This window comes from Leptolyngbya subtilissima AS-A7 (assembly GCF_039962255.1).
In the GTDB taxonomy this organism is placed as follows: Bacteria; Cyanobacteriota; Cyanobacteriia; order Phormidesmidales; family Phormidesmidaceae; genus Nodosilinea.
Window position 1 is genome coordinate 98,416 of sequence record NZ_JAMPKY010000010.1, and the last position, 18,561, is coordinate 116,976.

The 18,561-nt window shown below is 58.8% G+C and carries 8 protein-coding genes; 4 read left to right on the forward strand and 4 right to left on the reverse strand.

Features of this window, described 5'->3' with window-relative positions; genetic code table 11:
* Nucleotides 1-383 precede the first annotated feature (383 nt).
* Nucleotides 384-1,562, forward strand: coding sequence for a glycosyltransferase family 4 protein (locus NC979_RS20400; protein ID WP_190521138.1), 1,179 nt, complete (start codon nucleotides 384-386; stop codon nucleotides 1,560-1,562).
* A 76-nt stretch (nucleotides 1,563-1,638) separates the two neighbouring features.
* Here the strand turns inward: NC979_RS20400 and NC979_RS20405 are convergent, their stop codons facing one another.
* From NC979_RS20405 to NC979_RS20420, 4 genes are all read right to left on the reverse strand, one after another.
* Nucleotides 1,639-2,175 carry a GAF domain-containing protein gene (locus tag NC979_RS20405; protein ID WP_190521139.1) on the reverse strand — a complete coding sequence of 179 codons (537 nt, stop codon included), beginning with the start codon at nucleotides 2,173-2,175 and terminating at the stop codon, nucleotides 1,639-1,641.
* A gap of 150 nt (nucleotides 2,176-2,325) precedes the next feature.
* A complete protein-coding gene (locus tag NC979_RS20410) occupies nucleotides 2,326-3,051 on the reverse strand; it encodes a hypothetical protein (protein WP_199308921.1) in 726 nt (241 codons plus the stop codon).
* A 42-nt stretch (nucleotides 3,052-3,093) separates the two neighbouring features.
* Nucleotides 3,094-3,765 carry a glutathione S-transferase gene (locus NC979_RS20415; RefSeq protein WP_190521140.1) on the reverse strand — a complete coding sequence of 224 codons (672 nt, stop codon included), beginning with the start codon at nucleotides 3,763-3,765 and terminating at the stop codon, nucleotides 3,094-3,096.
* A gap of 282 nt (nucleotides 3,766-4,047) precedes the next feature.
* On the reverse strand, nucleotides 4,048-4,974 hold the full coding sequence (locus NC979_RS20420; RefSeq protein WP_242024096.1) for a transglutaminase domain-containing protein: 927 nt from the start codon (nucleotides 4,972-4,974) through the stop codon (nucleotides 4,048-4,050).
* Nucleotides 4,975-5,143: 169 nt separating this feature from the next.
* On the opposite strand from NC979_RS20420, the gene NC979_RS20425 reads away from it, so the two are divergent.
* The 3 genes from NC979_RS20425 (at nucleotide 5,144) to NC979_RS20435 (ending at nucleotide 18,543) form a co-directional block, all read left to right on the forward strand.
* Nucleotides 5,144-8,272, forward strand: a complete 3,129-nt coding sequence (locus tag NC979_RS20425; protein WP_190521141.1) for an ATP-binding protein — start codon at nucleotides 5,144-5,146, stop codon at nucleotides 8,270-8,272.
* Nucleotides 8,273-8,337: 65 nt separating this feature from the next.
* Nucleotides 8,338-12,231, forward strand: coding sequence for a GAF domain-containing protein (locus NC979_RS20430; protein ID WP_190521147.1), 3,894 nt, complete (start codon nucleotides 8,338-8,340; stop codon nucleotides 12,229-12,231).
* Between the two features lie 408 nt (nucleotides 12,232-12,639).
* Entirely contained in the window at nucleotides 12,640-18,543 is a 5,904-nt protein-coding gene (locus NC979_RS20435) for an EAL domain-containing protein (protein WP_206755265.1), read from the forward strand.
* Nucleotides 18,544-18,561: the final 18 nt, after the last annotated feature.

The window sequence follows — 18,561 nt, forward strand, 5'->3', positions numbered from 1 at the left end:
GGTTCATTTTTAGGGTGAGCTCCTTACCCTAAAAACGATTGTGTTTTAGCCTTATTTTTTGGTCTAAATCTTTCTGCTGTTGCTGCTAAATTCCCATCAAGAATAAATCAATTTCTCCTGTACCAAAGGGGTAGCTTAGACAAACCTTTGGGCAGAGATATTTGAATAGGCCAATCGTCACAATGGTATAGGCTACTGCTAGATCAGAGCTTTAGGATGACGGTACGTTAAAACGCATTTTTCCTAGGTTTGACAATCATTTGGCACCAAAATTTCTGGGTCGAGTAATGCGATTAGGACCACACATTTTCACAACTTTTTGACTCAAACTTCTGACTTAGTGCAGATGCGCTTAGCGTCATACCAAAATCGGAGGGGCTGATATGAGAATTGCCCAGGTTACACCCCTGTGGAATAGAGCATCGCCTCTAGACGACGGTGGCCCTGAGATGGTGGCGAGTTTGCTTACCGAAGAGCTAGTGCGCCGTGGACACCAGGTGACGCTATTTGCCTCAGGCGATTCTCAGACCCAGGCTCGGTTAGTGCCGGGCTGTTATCGCGCCCTGCGCCCCCTGGGCTTACTGCCGCTAGAGTATGCCCGTTACGAGCAGCGACAGCTAGAAAACGTCTTTCAATCCGCTAGAGATTTTGACATCATTCATTCCCATGTGGATGCGGTGGCGCTGCCCTATGCCCACCTCAGCCCGACGCCAGTAGTTCACACCCTGCACGGATTGCTCACCCCCACCTTTGAGAACATCTTTAACCAATATCGGCGGCAAAACCTAGTCACGGTGTCTAGGTCGCAGCAGCGGCCCGAAATCGGGCTGAACTATGTAGCTGCGATCCACAACGCGATCGCCATCGACCAATTTGACTTTCATCCTCTACCCCAAGAGCCGCCCTATCTAGCCTTTCTAGGTCGCATGTTGGAGGAGAAAGGCCCCCACGTAGCGATCGAGATTGCCAAGCGCAGCGGCTGGCGGCTCAAAATGGCGGGAAAAATTGATTTTGAAAACCAAGGGTTTTTCGAGCATCGTGTGGCTCCCCTGATTGACGGAGAACAAATCGAGTTTTTAGGGAAGGTCAGCCAGCCCCAAAAAAAAGCTCTGATTGGCCACGCTACCGCCACCCTGTTTCCCATCACTAGGCCCGAACCCTTTGGCCTGGTGATGACGGAGTCGATGGCTAGCGGTACCCCAGTCATTGCCGCCGCTATGGGGTCGGCCCCGGAGGTGGTGGTTGACGGCAAGACGGGCTTTCTTTGCCACAGCACTGACGACTGCGTTGAGGCTGTGACCCAGGTGCATCGCCTCAGTCGCCGCGCCTGCCGAGAGCATGTCGCGGTCAATTTTAGCGTTGAGCGCATGGTTGACGGCTATGAGGCGATCTATCGCCAGCTGGTCAGCGATGGTGAAGGGCCGACCTCAAAGGGCGATCGCGATCGTCCTGCCCCAGACCGCACCGTCGCTCGGCAACCGGGGCCGCTGCCAGTGCAGCCCGTAGCCAATCTGATAAAAACTGCTGAGCACCGTCGGCCAATTCCTAAGCCACAACCGTGACCCGGTTTTTCTATCAGGACGATCTAGAAACTCGAAGCTGGCGCTTTAGGGTTGTCCTAAACCCAACCTTCACCCGCTATTGGCCTCGAATGGCGGGAGCAATGGCCAAGGTTTCTGCGCCGTACAGCATGGCTGCAATATCTCCATCGGTCCAAACATGGGGAGATTGGCAGTGGTGAGCCACAAGTAGTCCCCAGAGATCGTCATTCACCAGTACCGGCACGACTAAATTGGCCTGCACTCGCAGCTCGCGCAAAAAATTGCGGTGACATTCAGCAATGGGCTCTGTCTCAATATCGGCGATTGCGCGTATCCGCCCAGCCAAGTACAGGGCCGCATATTCGTTGGTGAAACATTCATCTGGCCCAGTGGAACCAAAGATCGAAAACTGCGGATCACTGAGGGCTTCAAAGGTCACCCGCCCTTTCCAGGGGCGGTAGAAGTAATACAACAGCACTCTGTCAGCGCCAAGTTTTTCCTGTAGATCGCGCGTAGTATCCACGATCTGACTATCCCGCTCCAGGGTCGTCGAAAGGTGGGTAATGATCCGCTGTAAGCCAGGATCGGCTCGCCAGGCTGAGTTCGGGTGGGGCTGTTTAGAGGGCTGTTGCACAAATGGAGTCGGTGTAACCGCTAGAGAGAAAGGGATGCTTGTATTTTAACTAGATTACGGAATGCTCTGATTGCGAAAAAATACGGGCGGGATTGTACCCCTAGGCGCGATCGCCCTTGTCGCTCTTTAATCTCACTACCCGCTGAGTTCTTATCTATTGATGGAAGAGCCAAGTCCCAGAATGCCTGCAATAGATAAAATCGTCCCCACCAAAACGCTGTGGAAAACGTAGGTTATCAAACCAAAGAAGACTGCGCTGACAATAATTACCACCACCAATCGCACTGGCCATAGCCAAGTAGACCTAGCCCTGGCAGGCACAGAGGGTAAGGTTGTCGCTGGCAAGCTGTTGTGCTGCGGCCGCTCAAACCCAGAATTCACCGCTAGTTTACCCGGTGCATCTAAGAGTACAGAGACGAGAAGACAACTTAGGCTAAGGGTTTTGATCAGCGCGATCGCAGCGTGGGCATATTCCCACTGGTTACGATACCGCGTCCAATCAGCGGGCACGGGCTTGGTCAACCAAGTAGAAAACTCGGTATTCATGGGCAAAACAAAGAGCAGCCAGCCCACAAATGCCAGCCCTAGAAGCACCGCTCCACCCAGGGTCCAATAAAATACCGCACCGCGCCTTCGCACCCAAAATGCCAGCGCGATCGCCGCTAAAATGGCCCCCATTTCAAAACCTGCGCCCACCGAGCCGAATAGCCGATAGACGTTTTCAACAATCGTTACCTCGACCCAGAGCTGCTGGTCAAACTGCATTCTTTGCGGCAGCTCTAACAGGTGAGCCATCGACAAACTGAGACTGAGCGCAGCCAGCATCAAGGCTATGAAGCGTCCGGCTCGTAGAACTGTCGAGTTGCTTTGCCCCATAGAGTCTGCCAAGGCCCGCCGGTTACAGCCGAAGTTGCGCGCTCAACCCAAAAGCTCATACTTACCACCTCGGTCCAGCGCTTTTTGGTAGGCGGAACGAGCGTGGATGCGATCTAAAAACGCCATCAGTTTGGGACGACTGGCGTTTAGCCCCGCTCGCGTCGCGGCGGCTTCTAGGGGAAAGCTGATCTGAATATCGGCAGCGGTGAAGTCTTCCCCGGCAAACCAGGTGCTTTTACCCAGCTCTGCCTCCATGAAATCGAGGTGCTGAGTAATTTGAGGATTAATAAATGAGTCTTTCACCCGGCTGACAATGCCTCGGGCGATTGGCTTGGCAAAGAAGGGCATCGGGCTTTGCTCAATTTTGTCGAAAATTAGCTTTAGCAGCAGCGGCGGCATGGCAGACCCCTCGGCGTAGTGCAGCCAGTAGGTGTAGCGCAGCCGTTCTGGACTATCCAAGGCCGGAATCAGTCGCCCCTCGCCGTAGCGATCGACCAGATATTCGACGATCGCCCCCGATTCCGCCAGGGTGCGATTGCCATCGGTAATCACCGGCGATTTGCCCAGGGGGTGCACCTGCCGCAGGGCGGGGGGAGCCAGCATGGTCTCCGGGTCGCGCTCGTAGCGCTTAACCTCGTAGGGCAGGCCCAGTTCCTCAAGCAGCCAGAGCACCCGCTGGGAGCGCGAGTTATTTAAGTGGTGAACGGTAATCATCGCAGTTGAAAAACCTGACAACGCCAGAACATTTAGTCGTAGCGTTTAGGGTCTTTCTTCTGCTTCTTCTCCCCACTTGACTCAGACTTAGGCTTTTTGACTTCTTTGTTGCTTTTCTTTTCCTTGCCCATGGTGTTTGACCAATAAAGAGCTAGCTAGTGAAATTAGGCGATGCCCAATACGCTTTAGACATTTTGGGTACTGGCTTAAACCCCCGTAGGCCCCCAGTAGAAATGCCCGCCACGCATAGCGCCGTAGCTGGAATACTTTCTATTGTAATAGTCATAGCTCTGACGGGGTCACCCAGACCTTCATTTCAGTTAGGTTTATAGGCCCATACTGGGTGGCCAGAGCGACATCGGCGGCATCTCGTCCGTAGGCAATGACAATGCGATTGCCCTTGGCGGTGGGCTGGGTGGCATCAAAGGTATACCAGCGATCGCCCACATAGGCCTCAAACCAGGCATGCAGATCCATCGGCTCCAGCTGGTGCAAATAGCCCACCACCATGCGGGCCGGAATCGTCAAGCTGCGGCATAGGGCAATGCCCAAATGCACAAAATCGCGGCACACCCCCACGCGTTTTTTTTCGGTCTCGATCGCTGAGGTCGAGGCATTGCTGGTGCCGTAGCGGTACTCAACATTGGTGTGAATCCAGTGGCGAATCGCCTCGACCTGGTCGTAGCCGGGCTCGATGTTAGCCACGATGTCGTTGGCTAAGTCGGCCATTAAGTCAGACTGACAGTAGCGGCTGGGCAACAAAAACTGAAGCGCATAGTCGGGCAGGTTTTGCACGGGCACAAACTCAGCCCGAAACTGCACATCGATGGTGTCGGCGACTTCAACGGTGGAGGTGCTGCGCACGTGCAACTGCCCGACCGGGGTGAGCAGCCGCTGACAGAGGTTGCCGTAGCTATCGACATAGTCGACCACAGGCACATTGGGCCCAAGCTCCAGACTGTCTTGGATCACCTGCTGGGCGGACCCACCGCGCGGACGCAGCATGAGGATCAGCGGCGAAGGCTCAGTGGTCTCGAACAAAAGCTCACACCCGGCGGTTAGTCGCATCAGATTTTCCGGTAGCAGTACAGTAAGGGGTAGTTTGGCGGCAGCGAAGGGCTTAGGAGCGGGCGATCGCTGGCGGTCAGACGGGTTAATTAATAGAGTATGGCGAAGTTCTTCCGTTCTGACCCAGTGGCCACCGAGCATTCTCTGCGTATCCTGGTGGAATCTAGCGGGTGTTAGTTTAGGCTGGGATGCACGGGAGCGCAGCTGTTACCTTAGTTCAGTCAACCTCAATTCAGGCAATGGGAGAGCGATCGCTATCGCAATGCAGACCAGGTTCCGCCACCTAATATCTAGTTTCCGTGCTCGCCTGGTGCTGCTGGTTCTCCTGGCCGTAGTTCCAGCCTTGGGGCTGATTCTCTACACGGCAGCGGTGCAGCGGCGCACGGCCGCCGTCGAGGCCCAGGAAAATTTGCTGCGGCTAACTAAATTTGCGGCTGCCCACCAGCGGCAGACGAGTGAAGGGGCTCGACAACTGCTGATCGCGCTTTCCCAAATGCCCGACCTGCGCGAGGGCGACGCGGAGGCCTGCAATCAGCTCTTGGCTAATCTGCTCCGGCAATATCGGGCCTACGCGGGCCTTGCCGTCGCCAATCGGCAGGGCTATACGATCTGTAGCACACCGGCTGAGTCGCCGCTGTACGTGGGCGATCGCCAGTACTTTCAGCTCGCCCGCGACACCCGTGACTTTGCCATTGGCAACTACCAGGTTGGGCGCATTACAAAACAGGCCGACCTCAGTTTTGGCTATCCCGTTCTCGATGACGCTGGACAGGTGCAGGCCGTAGTTATCGCCGCGCTCGATCTGGCCTGGCTCAACCAGCTGGCTACCGCCGTGGACCTGCCCAAGGAGGCGGTCATGACCGTCACCGATCGCAACGGCACTGTTCTGGTGCGCTACCCAGTTTCCCCCAGTTGGGTAGGCGTATCGTTACCAGATTCGCCCATGACCCAGATCATGCTGGCTCAGCAAGAGGGTACAGCGGTGGCCCGGGGGCTCGATGGCGTCGAGCGGTTATATGGGTTTACCACCCTAGGCGATAGCCCCGCCGATCAGGCGGTACACATTCGCATTGGGGTGCCCAAAAGCCTGGTCGTGGCCGAAAGCAACCGGCTGCTGCTGCAAAACCTGCTGGCGCTAGCCGGGGTGACGGCGCTAGCCCTGGCGGCCGCTTGGATTGGGGGCGACGTTTTTCTGACGCGCAAGGTCAAGTCTCTAGTGAAGACCGCCCACCAGCTGCGGGGGGGCAACCTGGGAACTCGCACCGAGCTGTCTGACCAGTTTGGGGAGCTGGGTCAGCTGGCGCAGGCGTTTGACGAGATGGCCGCGGCCCTTGAGGCGCGCGAGCAGGCGATCGCGGCGCTTAACCAAGACCTGCAAACCCTCTTTGAGGTGATTCCCGTTGGGGTCTTGATCGCCCAAGACGCCGAGTTTAGGCAAGTCAAGTCGAACCCGGCCTTTGCCCAAATTTTGGGGCTTGACCCCCAGGAGAATGTGTCTTACCCCCCCGTTGAGACCTCGCCACCGGCCTACAAAATCTTGAGAGAAGGCCGAGAACTCGCCCCCGACGAATTTCCCCTGCGCTATGCCGCGATTCACAACACCGAGATCAAAGGAACTGAAATCGATGTAGTGCGAAACGATGGCAGCCAGTTTAATCTGTTTGGCTACGCCAAACCGCTGCTCGATCACCAGGGTCAGGTGCGAGGGTCGGTGGCAGCCTTTTTAGATATCAGCGATCGCAAACAGGCCGAGCTTGAACGAGAACAACTCCTGCATCGCCTAGAGACCAGCCTGGGCCAGCTCGAGGCCGTGATCAACAGCATGACCGAGGGCCTGGTCATCGCCGACCCTGAGGGCCACATCGTGACGTTTAACTCCGTGGCGCTGGCCCTGCATGGCTATGACAGCATTGACCAGGTGCAGCAGTCCGTACCCGACTTTGCCGACCTATTTGAGGCCGAAGATTTGCAGGGCCGCCCCATTTCCCTAGGGCAGTGGCCGATGGTGATGGCCTTGCGGGGCGAAACCTTTAGCGATTACGGCATTCAGGTGCGTCGCCGCGACACCGGCAAAACCTGGATTGGCAGCTACAGCGGCACCCCGGTGCAGGATAAGCAGGGCCGGATCATTTTGGCCATTGTCACCGTCCGCGACATCACGGCCAAGCGCCAGGCTCAGTTGGAGCTGACTCGCAGCCTGGCCGCTGAGCGGGCCGCTCGGGCCGAGGCGGAGGCGGCCAACCGCATTAAAGATGAGTTTTTAGCCGTGCTCTCCCACGAGCTGCGCACTCCCCTTAACCCAATTTTGGGCTGGTCTAAACTGCTGCGATCGCGCCAGTACGATGCCGCCACGACCGATCGGGCCCTAGAGACCATCGAGCGCAATGCCCAGCTGCAAACCCAGCTGATTGGCGACCTGCTCGATGTCTCGCGGATTCTTCAGGGCAAACTGCAGCTGGATTACCGGGCGGTTGATTTGAGAACCACGATTCAGGCTGCCATCGAAACGGTGCAGCTAGCAGCCAACACCAAGGCCGTGGAGATTCAAACGGTTTTTGACGCCGCCGTGGGCCGGGTGTCTGGCGATGCGAACCGGTTGCAGCAGGTGGTTTGGAATCTGCTCTCCAACGCGGTTAAATTTTCGCCCTCCGGCGGTCGGGTTGAAGTGACTCTGGAGCGGGTGATGGACAACAGCCCCTGGCCTTGGAGCGCCCTCCCATCGCCCGGCAGTTCCCCAACGCCGCCGGCTCAGGCGGCTCAAATTCAAGTCACCGACAGCGGCCAGGGGATCGCTGCGGAGTTTTTGCCCCACGTGTTTGAAACCTTTAGGCAGGCTGACGGCGCCACCACCCGGCAGTTTGGGGGGCTGGGTCTGGGGCTCGCGATCGCCCGCCACATTGTAGAAATGCACGGGGGTACCATCGCTGCCACCAGCCCCGGCCTTGGGCTGGGCGCCACCTTTGTCGTCAGGTTGCCGCTGCTAGAAACCTGGCTCGAGGCTGAGGTCGGCCTGCCCGCTGCCCCAGAGGGTGCCGACCCTACCCCGCTCAAGGGGCTCAAAGTGCTGCTGGTCGACGATGAAATGGATACCCGCGACGTATTTTCGTTTTTGCTTGAACAGGCCGGAGCCGAGGTGGTAGCGGTGGCCTCGGCGGCAGCGGCCCTGACCGCGTTAACTCAGCTCAAGCCCGACCTGTTGCTGAGCGACATTGGCATGCCCAACACCGACGGCTACCAGCTGATGCGGCAGATCAGAACCCTGCCGCCCGAGCAGGGGGGCACCATTGCGGCGATCGCCCTGACCGCCTACGCCGGCGAACTCGACCAGCAGCAGGCCCTAGCTGCCGGGTTTCAGCTGCACCTGGCCAAACCGGTGGAGCCCAAGGATTTGATGAAGGCGATCGCCACTCTGGGCATCGGCCATGCCTCCCCTGCCTAGGAAACTGGGTAGGATTAAGGTTGCCTGGTCTCATCAACCGCGAGCTACTCCTGCTAAATCGATTCATGGCTGAACCTCTCTCCGACCCGGCGTCAACTGCGCGACGATCAGCCCATGAGGCCGCTCGGCTGGAGGCCCTACGGCGGTACAACATCCTCGATACCCCGCCCGAAGCCACCTTTGATCGCATTACTAACCTCGCGGCCCGCCTATTTGGCATGCCCATCGCCCTAATCTCTCTGATCGATGAGTCAAGAGGTTGGTTCAAATCGGCCCACGGGTTCGATATCCAAGAGGTGCAGCGAAACGACACGATTTGCAGTCTGGCCCTGTTGTCAAACGAGGTGCTGGTCATCGCCGACACCCGCCAGGACGAGCGCCTGGCCTGCAATCCCTTTGTGCAGAGCGAACCTGGCCTGCGCTTTTATGCCGGTGCGCCCCTGATCACCGAGGACGGCTTCGTCTTGGGCACCCTGTGTTTGCTCGATACCCAGCCCCACGCGCCTTTAACCGATGAGCAGCAGACCGTCTTATCTAACCTGGCGGCCCTGGTCATTGATGAACTAGAACTGCGCCTGGCCGCGCGTAAAATCGCCCAAATCGACACCGCGCTCCTAGAGGTGACCCGGGGAGTGTCGAGGTCGGTCGGCGACGCTTTTTTTGCGGCTCTGGTCCAGCATTTCACCCAAACCTTGGCCGTTGACTACACCTACATTGGCCTGCTCCATGGCAACAGCCAAAATACGATTCAAACGATCGCCGCCTGTGCTCGAGGGCAAATCATCGACAACTTTGAGTACCGGCTGCAAGACACCCCGTGCCAGCAGGTGTTGGAAAGCCGCAAACTCTGCTGCTATGCCAACGGCGTGCAGGTCAAGTTTCCCCAGGCCCCGCTCCTAGCGCCCCTGGGGATAGAGAGCTACGCCGCCATGCCTTTCTTTGACTCCAGCGGAACGGCGATCGGCCTGCTGGGCATCATGGATAGCAAGCCCCTGGTCAACCTCCAGCTCACCGAGACGCTGCTGACCATTTTTGCCCTGCGGGTGGCTACCGAGCTAGAGCGCCAGCAAACCGAAGCTGCCCGACAGCGAGCGCTGACCCAGTTGGTAGACCAGCAAACCGTTGAACTCACCCAGACCAACCAGCTGCTCCACCTCGAAATTGCCGACCGGCAGCAGGCGGAAACCGCCCTCCAAAAGGAGCAGGACGTGCTGCGGGTGCTGCTTGACAGTGTGCAGGCCGGCATCGTGGCCTGTAATGCCGAGGGCGTTTTGACCCTGTTTAATCAGGCGGCCCGCGAATTCCACGGGATGCCCGAGCAGCCCCTGCCACCGGAGCAGTGGGCCGAGAGCTATGACCTCTACCGCCCCGACGGCCAAACGCCCCTGCCCACCGCAGAAATTCCCCTGTTTCGAGCGTTGCAGGGCGAAACCGTCAGCAACGCTGAGATGGTGATTGCGCCTAAAACTGGCCCCGCCCGCACGCTGCTAGTTAATGGGCAGGCAATCGTCGATGGCCAGGGCAAGCGGCAGGGGGCCGTGGTGGTCATGCACGACATCACCGAGCGCAAACAGGCCGAGGCCATGCGCCTGCGCCTGGTCGAAGACCGCGCCCAGCTCGTCAGGGCCCAGGCGGCCCGCCTAGAAGCGGAGACTGAGCAGCGGCGATCGACCTTTCTGGTGGAGGTGAGTGCGGCCCTAGCGGCGTCTTTAGACTATGAACAGACGCTGCAAATTGTTGCCCAGCTAGCCGTGCCCTACTTTGCCGACTGGTGCGCAGTCGATTTGTTGAATGAGGACGGCAGCATTAGCCGTGTTGCCGTTGCTCACTGCGATCCTCAAAAGGTGCAGCTGGGCTGGGAGATGGCCGAACGCTTTCCCCGGCACCTAGACGATGGCTACGGCATCTCCCAGGTGATGAAGACCGGGCAAAGCGAAATAGTCGTCACCATCACCGACGAGCAAATGGTGGCAACTGTCACCAACCCTGAGTATCTGGAAATTCTGCGCGGTGCGGGCCTAAGGTCCTTTGTTGTCGCTCCTCTCCAGGCGCGGGGACGGGTTTTGGGCAGCATTTCCTTTGTGTTTGCCGAGTCGGAGCGGCACTACGACCCCTCCGACCTGGCCCTGGCCGAAGACCTGGGCCGTCGCGCCGCGATCGCCATCGACAACGCCCGCCTGTATCAAGCGGCCCAGCAGGCCCAGCAGGCCGCCGAAACCGCCGCCGATCGCACCGCTCGGTTACAGACGGTGACCGCGGCGCTCTCTGAGTCGCTCACGCCCGTTCAAGTGGCGGCGGTGATTGTCGAGCAGAGCGTGGCGGCCCTGGAGGCCGATGCCGCCCTCATGGCCCTGCTCAGCTCGGATGGCACCACCCTTGAAATTGTGCAGTCTACTGGCTATAGCGTTGATCCAAAGGAGATTCAGCCGCGATTTTCCATTGATGCGCCCTTGCCGCTTTCAGAGGCGGTCAAAAGTGGCCAGCCTGCCTGGTCAGAGCCAATGGCGGAACGGTTGGCCCGCTACCCCCATCTGGCCGATGCTTACAAAAAACAGCCCTTCGAGGCCTGGATCTCGCTGCCTCTCATGGTGGAAGGCAAGGCGGTGGGGGGACTGTCGCTGTCGTTTAAGCAGTTTAAGCAGCTCAGCCAGGACGATCGCGAGTTTATGCTGACCCTGAGCCGTCAGTGCGCCCAGGCCATTTCGCGATCGCAGCTCTATGAGGCCGAGCGCCAGGCCCGCGCCGAGGCCGAACAGGCAAACCAGATCAAAGACGAGTTTTTGGCGGTGCTCTCCCATGAGCTCCGGTCGCCCCTGAACCCGATCTTGGGCTGGTCACAAATTCTGCAAAAACAGCAGCACGATCCGGCTACCCAAACCCGTGGCCTTCAAACCATTGAGCGCAACGCCAGGCTACAAACCCAGCTAATTGACGACCTGCTCGACATGTCAAAAATTTTGCAGGGCAAACTCAGCCTTGAGGCCGCGCCGATAAATCTTCAATCCGTTATTGAAGCCGCTCTAGAAACGGTGCGGCTAGCGGCTGAAGCCAAGGCGATCGCCATTCAGGTCAACTGTGCTCCGGTGGGATATGTCTCAGGGGATGCTGGTCGTCTCCAGCAGGTGGTGTGGAACTTGCTCTCCAACGCGGTGAAGTTTACCGACCACGGTGGCCGAGTTGCGGTGTCTTTGGAGCAGGGGGAGGCGAGTACGAGTTCTGAAGTTGCCGACCCGATGCAAATCTCAACCCCCCAGTCTCAACCGCTTCAGGGCTACGCGCAAATTACGGTCACTGACACCGGCAAGGGCCTGACCGACGAGGTGCTGCCCTACATTTTCGATCGCTTTCGTCAGGCCGACAGCACAACGACCCGCCAGTTTGGTGGGCTAGGGTTGGGGCTGGCGATCGTGCGTCAGCTAGTTGAGCTGCACGGCGGCACTGTGCAAGCCGAGAGCGCTGGCGACGGGCAGGGCTCTACCTTTAGGGTCAAACTGCCGCTGCTGTCAGCAGCGGGTCTTGGGCCAGCGGATACCCCTCGGCCTGAGGCTCTGGGGAGTAGCGCTATGCCCCTCGCGGGTTTTCGAGTGTTGGCTGTGGACGATGAAGCCGATTCTCGCGAGATGTTGGCGTTTATTTTGGAGCAGGCCGGGGCGAGGGTGACGGCCGCAGGCTCTGCGGTAGAAGCGCTGCAAGCCCTCAACCAATCGCCCTTTGACGTAGTGATCAGCGACATTGGCATGCCCGGCATGGATGGCTATATGCTGCTACAGCACATGGCCGCTCAGTTTGCCGAGCCGGGGCGGGTCGCGGCCTACTCCCTTCCCAAGGCGATCGCTCTGACGGCTTATGCTGGGGAAATCAATCAGCAAAAAGCCCTAGCGGTCGGATTTCAGCGCCACTTTAGTAAGCCGGTTGAGCCCGCTGAACTGGTGGCGGCGATCGCGAGCCTGATCGATTGACGAACTGTGCCTAGGAATAGGTTCAAATCATCGCATTTGGGGCTGTCTCACCCAGGTTTCACACCGACTCTAGAAACCCCGGTTTATGACCGATACCCCGTGGGGGCATTGCAGTGCAATGTTTCTACGGGGTACACAGATAGGACTTGATATCACTTGCGATCGCGCTCTTTTATTTCTAATGACCTTCGCCGGAGGTTATCTGAAAAGACCATTTTTCGTTGTCGATGGCCTGATGACGAGCAGAGTTTCCAACGAGTAGTCAACATTACAGGTTTTATCTAGCTGGTGTGACTCAAGAGCGATAGCCTTGGTTGTGAGCTTAGATCAGGAGGCGGGTTAAGCTCCGCCCTGCCCGGTACCGCCTCACGGTAGATAAGTCCGGGAAGACTAGGAAGAGCATTCAATTTGACTCATCCGATGATTGAGCTGCCTGGATACCGACTCTTAGATCAGCTATACGTCGGGGTTAAGAGTCTAGTCTACCGTGGGCGCTGTCTGGCCGATGGCCAAATGGTAGTGATCAAGGTCTTGCGCAGCGAGCGGCCAACGCCGGATGAGCTGATGCAGTTTCGGCATCAGTTTGCGATCGCCCGCAGCCTGCATACACCCAACGTTGTGCGGCCCTACGAGCTGCTGCCCTACCGCCAGAGCTACGCGCTGATTTTAGAAGATTTCGGCGGCATTTCCCTCAAGCAGTGGATGGGGCAACGCCGGGACGAGGGCAAGGGCAAACTGGAGCTGCTGGAGTGTCTCGAAATTGCCCAGCAGCTCACCGATATCCTGAAGCATCTGAACGACCAGGGCATCATTCACAAAGACATCAAACCCAGCAATCTGCTGATCCATCCCGAAACCCGCCAGGTGAAGCTGACCGACTTTAGTCTCGCTTCGCGCCTGCCGCGCGAGGCGATTTTGGGGCAGCGCCACAGCATGTTAGAGGGCACCCTGGCCTACATTTCGCCTGAGCAGACTGGGCGCATCAATCGCGGCGTCGACTACCGCACCGACTACTACTCCCTCGGCATCACCCTCTACGAACTGCTGACCGGACGCGTGCCCTTTACCGCCGATACTCTGATAGGCCTGGTGTATTGCCACATCGCTAAGGCACCGCCGCCGATCGCTAGCGTGAACCCGAGCGTACCGGCGGTGGTGGCGGCCATAGTTAGCCGGCTGATGGCAAAAAATCCGGAGGATCGTTATCAGAGTGCAGCGGGCCTACACCACGACCTCACACGGTGCCGCCACCAGCTAGAGCAGACGGGGCACATTGTCGCTTTTGTGCTCGGGCAGCGCGATCGCAGCCGTCGTTTTCTAATTTCTGAGAAGCTCTACGGCCGGGAGGAAGCAGTGGCGGCGGTGCTGGCCACCTTTGAGCGTGTCAGTACGGCTGAAGCGACCGGCAGCGAGCTGGTGCTGGTCGCGGGCTACTCGGGGGTGGGCAAAACGGCGGTGGTCAATGAAGTGCAGCGGCCGATCGCCCGCCAGCAGGGCTACTTCATTCAGGGCAAGTTCGATCAGTTTAAGCGCAACACCCCCTTTGCGGGCTTCTTGACCGCCCTGCAAGGGCTGATGCAGCAGTTGCTCAGCGAACCTGAGGCCCAGCTTCAGGCTTGGCGCACCGGCATTTTGGCCGCCCTAGGTGCCAACGGCCAGCTGCTGATTGACGTCATTCCTGGGCTAGAGCAAATCATCGGACCCCAGCCGCCCGTGGTAGAGCTCTCCGGCCAGTCGGCACAGCATCGCTTTAACCAGCTATTTCAAAACTTTGTTCAGGTGTTCGCCGCGCCCCAGCATCCCCTGGTGATGTTTTTAGACGATTTGCAGTGGGCCGATCTGGCCTCGCTCCAGCTGATGAACCTGCTGCTCGGCGACCTCCAGTGCCCTCACCTGCTGCTGATTGGGGCTTACCGCGACAACGAGGTGAGCCCGGCCCACCCACTGATGCTAACCCTAGACACCCTGCGCCAGAGCGGGACCACCATCAATACCATTACCCTGGAGCCGTTATCGGCCGCCAGCGTCAATCAGCTGGTGGCTGACACCCTGGTCTGCCCAGTGCTTTTGGCCCAGCCCCTGGCCGATTTGGTCTACCAAAAGACCGGCGGTAACCCGTTTTTTGCCACCCAATTTTTGCAGGTCCTGCACCAGGAGGGCACCATTGTTTTTGACCCGGTGCAGGGGGCCTGGCAGTGCGATCTGGGGCAGGCCCGCCGCGCGGCCATAAGCGAGGATGTGGTGGCGTTTATGGCCCAGCAGCTGCAAAAGCTGGGGCCTTCTACCCAGGAAATGCTGAAGCTGGCAGCCTGCATTGGCAACCCGTTTAATTTGGGTACGCTGGCGCTGGTGTCGGAGCTGCCCGAAACCGACGTGGCGATCGCCCTCTGGAGCGCTTTAGAACTGGGGCTAGTGCTGCCCCAAAGCGAGATCTACACCCTGCTAGAGCCAGAAGGTAGCCTAGAGCCGGCCCTGCTGCCCTTAGACAGACCAGAGCTAAGCTACCGGTTTCTGCACGATCGCATTCAGCAGGCTGCCTATTCGCTGATTCCAACCGACCAGCGCTCCCAGACCCACCTCACCATCGGCCAGCTGCTGTGGCACAAATCGTCCCCGGCCCAGCGCGAGGAGCAGCTGTTTACCATCGTCAACCACCTCAACGAGGGGCAGGCGCTGCTGATCGCCGCCGCCGAACGGGAACAGCTAGCTCAGCTCAATTTGCAGGCGGGCCGCAGGGCTAAAACGGCCACAGCCTACTCGGCAGCGCTGGACTATCTGCGTCAGGGCATCGCCCTACTGCCGGCTAACACCTGGGGGCAGCAGTATGACTTGACCCTGGCCCTGCACCAAGAGATTACCGAAGTCGCCTACCTCTGCACCGACTTTGAGCAGGTGGAGTATTGGGCTGGCCTCACCGTCCGCCACGCCTATAACCTGCTCGATCAGCTGCCCGTTTATGAGATGCGGCTGCTGGCCGATCGCGCCCAGGGTAATTACCTGGCTGCGGTGCGCACCGGGCTGCAGGTGCTGCGCATCTTGGGGGTTGACTTTGCAGAACAGCCCACTCCGGCTGAGGTGCAGCAGGCCCTAGCCGATACGCGCCAGCTCTGGGCTGGGCAAGACCCCCTTAGCCTGCTGGCCCTGCCCAAGATGGCGGCAGGGCAGCGGCTGGCGGCCATGCAGATTATGACCAAGCTCACTGCTCCCACCTATCGGGCGCTACCGGCCCTGATGCCCCTGCTGATGGCCAAGCAGGTCGAGTTTTCCATCCGCTATGGCAACAGCCCGATCTCAATTTTTGCCTACGCGGGCTATGGCATGGCGCTGTGTACCATGGGCGAAATCGATCTGGGCTATGGGTTTGGCCAGCTGGCGCTGCGGCTGCTAGAGCAGCTGGGGGCCACCACCAGCGAGAGCCGGGCCGGGTATCTGGTACACAACTTCATCTGCCACTGGCGCGACCCTCTGCGGCAGAGCCTGCCCGCCTTTGTGCAGGCCTACCAAAGCGGGCTAGCGACGGGCGATTTGGAATGTGTGGTGCTCAACGCCCAGGCCTATGGCCACTATGCCTATTTTGCCGGGCAGCCCCTGGAGGATTTGGCGGCGGAGATGGCTGCCTACCGCCAGACCCTGCGTCAGCTCAAGCAGGTGTCGCTGAAGTGTTTAGAAATCGTGCAGCAGACGGTGCTTAACCTGCTGGGGGAAGGGGAAAGTCCCTGGTGCTTGAGCGGGTCGGTGTATGAGGCGGAAACGTCGGTGCGGTTTCACCTGGAGCACAGCGATCGCACCTCCCTTTTCCATTACCACTTCAACCAGACGGTGCTCTACTACCTGTTTGGGCAGATTGAGCAGGCGGCCCAGCAATCCGATCAGGTGGCCACCTATTTAGATGGGGGGCGAGCCCAGTTTTCCTTTGCTCTCTACGCCTTCTACGATGCTCTGATTCAGCTGGCGCTCTGGGATCAGCCCGCTGACCAGCCCGCCTGGTGGCAGCGCATTCAGCAGCAGCAGGAAAAGCTGGCCCAGTGGGCCGACTCTGCGCCCAGCAACCACCGCCACCGCTGGCAGCTGGTTGAAGCCGAAATTGCCCGGGTCGAAGGACGATATCTAGAGGCGATGGAAGCTTACGATGGGGCGATCGCCTCCGCCAAAACCCACGGCTTCATTCAAGATGAGGGGCTGGCGAACGAACTAGCGGCTCGGTTCTATCTCGCCTGGGGGCGAGACAAATTGGCCCAGCCCTACCTCCATGCCGCCTACCACGCCTATGCTCACTGGGGGGCAAAGGCCAAAACCCGACAGCTCGAAGCTCTCTACCCCGAGGTGTTGGCCATGTCGACGCTAGCAGCGCCAGGGGTGCTCAGCACCAGCGATGAGATCAGCAGCTGCACTAGCGACACCGCCGCCCTCGATTTGGCCGCTGTCGTCCAGGCGTCCCTGGCCATTTCCCAAGAGCTGCGCCCCGATCAGCTGATCGTCACCCTGATGCAGCTGGTGCTAGAAAATGCCGGGGCCGAACGCGGGGCCTTAGTTTTGCGCCAGGCCGACCAACTCGTGGTGGTGGCCCACTGCCTCAGCGGCGAAACCTGCCGGGTGGATCTGGTGCCGCTGCAAATCAGCCGCCACCTGCCGGTGAGCCTGATTCACTTTGTCGATCGCACTGCCGCCCCTCTAGTGATTGACGATATGCGCGTCGAGCCGCGCTTTGCCGCTGACCCTTACCTGGTGCAACACTCGCCCAAATCGGTGCTGGGGCTGCCGTTAATTCAAAAAAACCAGGCGATGGGTGTGCTCTACCTGGAGAACACTCTGACCACGGGAGCGTTCACCCGCGATCGCATCCAGGTGTTAGACATTCTCTGCGCCCAGGCTGCTATTTCCTTTGAAAATGCCAATCTCTACCAAAATCTGGAACTGAGCAACCGAACGCTGCAGCAGTCGCTAGAGAATCTGCAAAAAACCCAAACGCAGCTGATCCAAGCCACCGATAAGCTCCAGCACGACGCCCTCTACGACGGCCTTACCAACCTGCCCAATCGCGCCTGTTTCCTCAATCTGCTCAAGCACGCCATTCAAATCAGCGTCCAATACCCTGAGCGCCTTTACGCGGTGCTGTTTATGGATCTCGATCGGTTCAAAAACATCAACGACAGTCTGGGCCATTTGGTCGGCGACGAGTTTCTCAAGTTGGCCAGCCAACGGCTGCAACACTGCGTCGGTGCCGCCGCCGTTGTAGCGCGGTTTGGCGGCGACGAATTTGCCATCTTGCTCGAAAACTTGGTGCACCCTGACGATGCCCTGGCGATCGCCCAGCGCATTCAAGACCAATTTTCGCTAGCCTTTCAGGTGAGCGATTACGAAGTCTTTTCTACCGCCAGCACCGGCATTACCTACAGCACCCTTAACTATCGGGTGGCCACCCACGTGCTGCGCGATGCCGACATTGCCCTCTACCAGGCCAAAGCCAAGGGCAGAAATCAGTACGTGGTGTTTGACCCCGCCATGCAAACCCAGATCACCCAGCGGCTCCAGCTGGAGAGCGACCTGCGGCGCGCCATTGAGGCCCAAGAATTTTGTCTCTACTACCAGCCGATAGTTTCTCTAGCTACCGGCCAGGTACGTGGCTTTGAAGCCCTAGTGCGCTGGCAACACCCCACTCGCGGGCTAATTTCTCCCCTAGAGTTTATTCCGGTGGCCGAAGAAACTGGGCTGATTGGCCCGATCGGCTGGTGGGTGCTCGAAACCGCCTGTCAACAGCTCATGCATTGGCAGGCGGCCTCCCCCGGGGTGCTGCTGACCATGAATGTCAACCTGTCCGCCATGCAGCTAAAGCAGCCTGAACTGATCGAGCGGCTAGAGGTGGTGCTCCAGACCACCCAAATTCCCCGGCAGTGTCTCAAACTAGAGATTACCGAAAGCTGCATCCTCGACACCTTCACCTGCGAAGCTCAGTCACTCAAGCGGCTGAAGGCCCTGGGCGTGCGGCTCTGCATCGACGACTTCGGCACGGGCTATTCGTCCCTCAGCCGCCTGCACGAGTTTCCCATCGACACCCTCAAAATTGACCGCTCCTTTGTGCAGCGCCTCAGCCCTACCGGGTCAGACGCCCAAACTTCCCTAGAGACGGTGCAGATGATTCTCACCCTGGCCCAAAGCCTAAATATAGACGTGGTTGCCGAAGGCATTGAAACCGCCACCGAACTCGACATTCTCAAAGCTCTGGGGTGTGAATCTGGCCAGGGCTATTGGTTTGCCCCGCCCCTGGTCATAGAGGCCGCTGCGCAGTGGCTGCACCCGGTAAAGGGAGAGTAATCTGCCAAGCCAAAGGTG

Bases quoted from the DNA above. Each gene is read 5' to 3' on its own strand.
- NC979_RS20400 (WP_190521138.1), top strand. From the start codon at position 384: ATGAGAATTGCCCAGGTTACACCCCTGTGGAATAGAGCATCGCCTCTA.
- NC979_RS20415 (WP_190521140.1), bottom strand. From the start codon at position 3,765: ATGATTACCGTTCACCACTTAAATAACTCGCGCTCCCAGCGGGTGCTC.
- NC979_RS20410 (WP_199308921.1), bottom strand. From the start codon at position 3,051: ATGGGGCAAAGCAACTCGACAGTTCTACGAGCCGGACGCTTCATAGCC.
- NC979_RS20420 (WP_242024096.1), bottom strand. From the start codon at position 4,974: ATGCTCGGTGGCCACTGGGTCAGAACGGAAGAACTTCGCCATACTCTA.
- NC979_RS20430 (WP_190521147.1), top strand. From the start codon at position 8,338: ATGGCTGAACCTCTCTCCGACCCGGCGTCAACTGCGCGACGATCAGCC.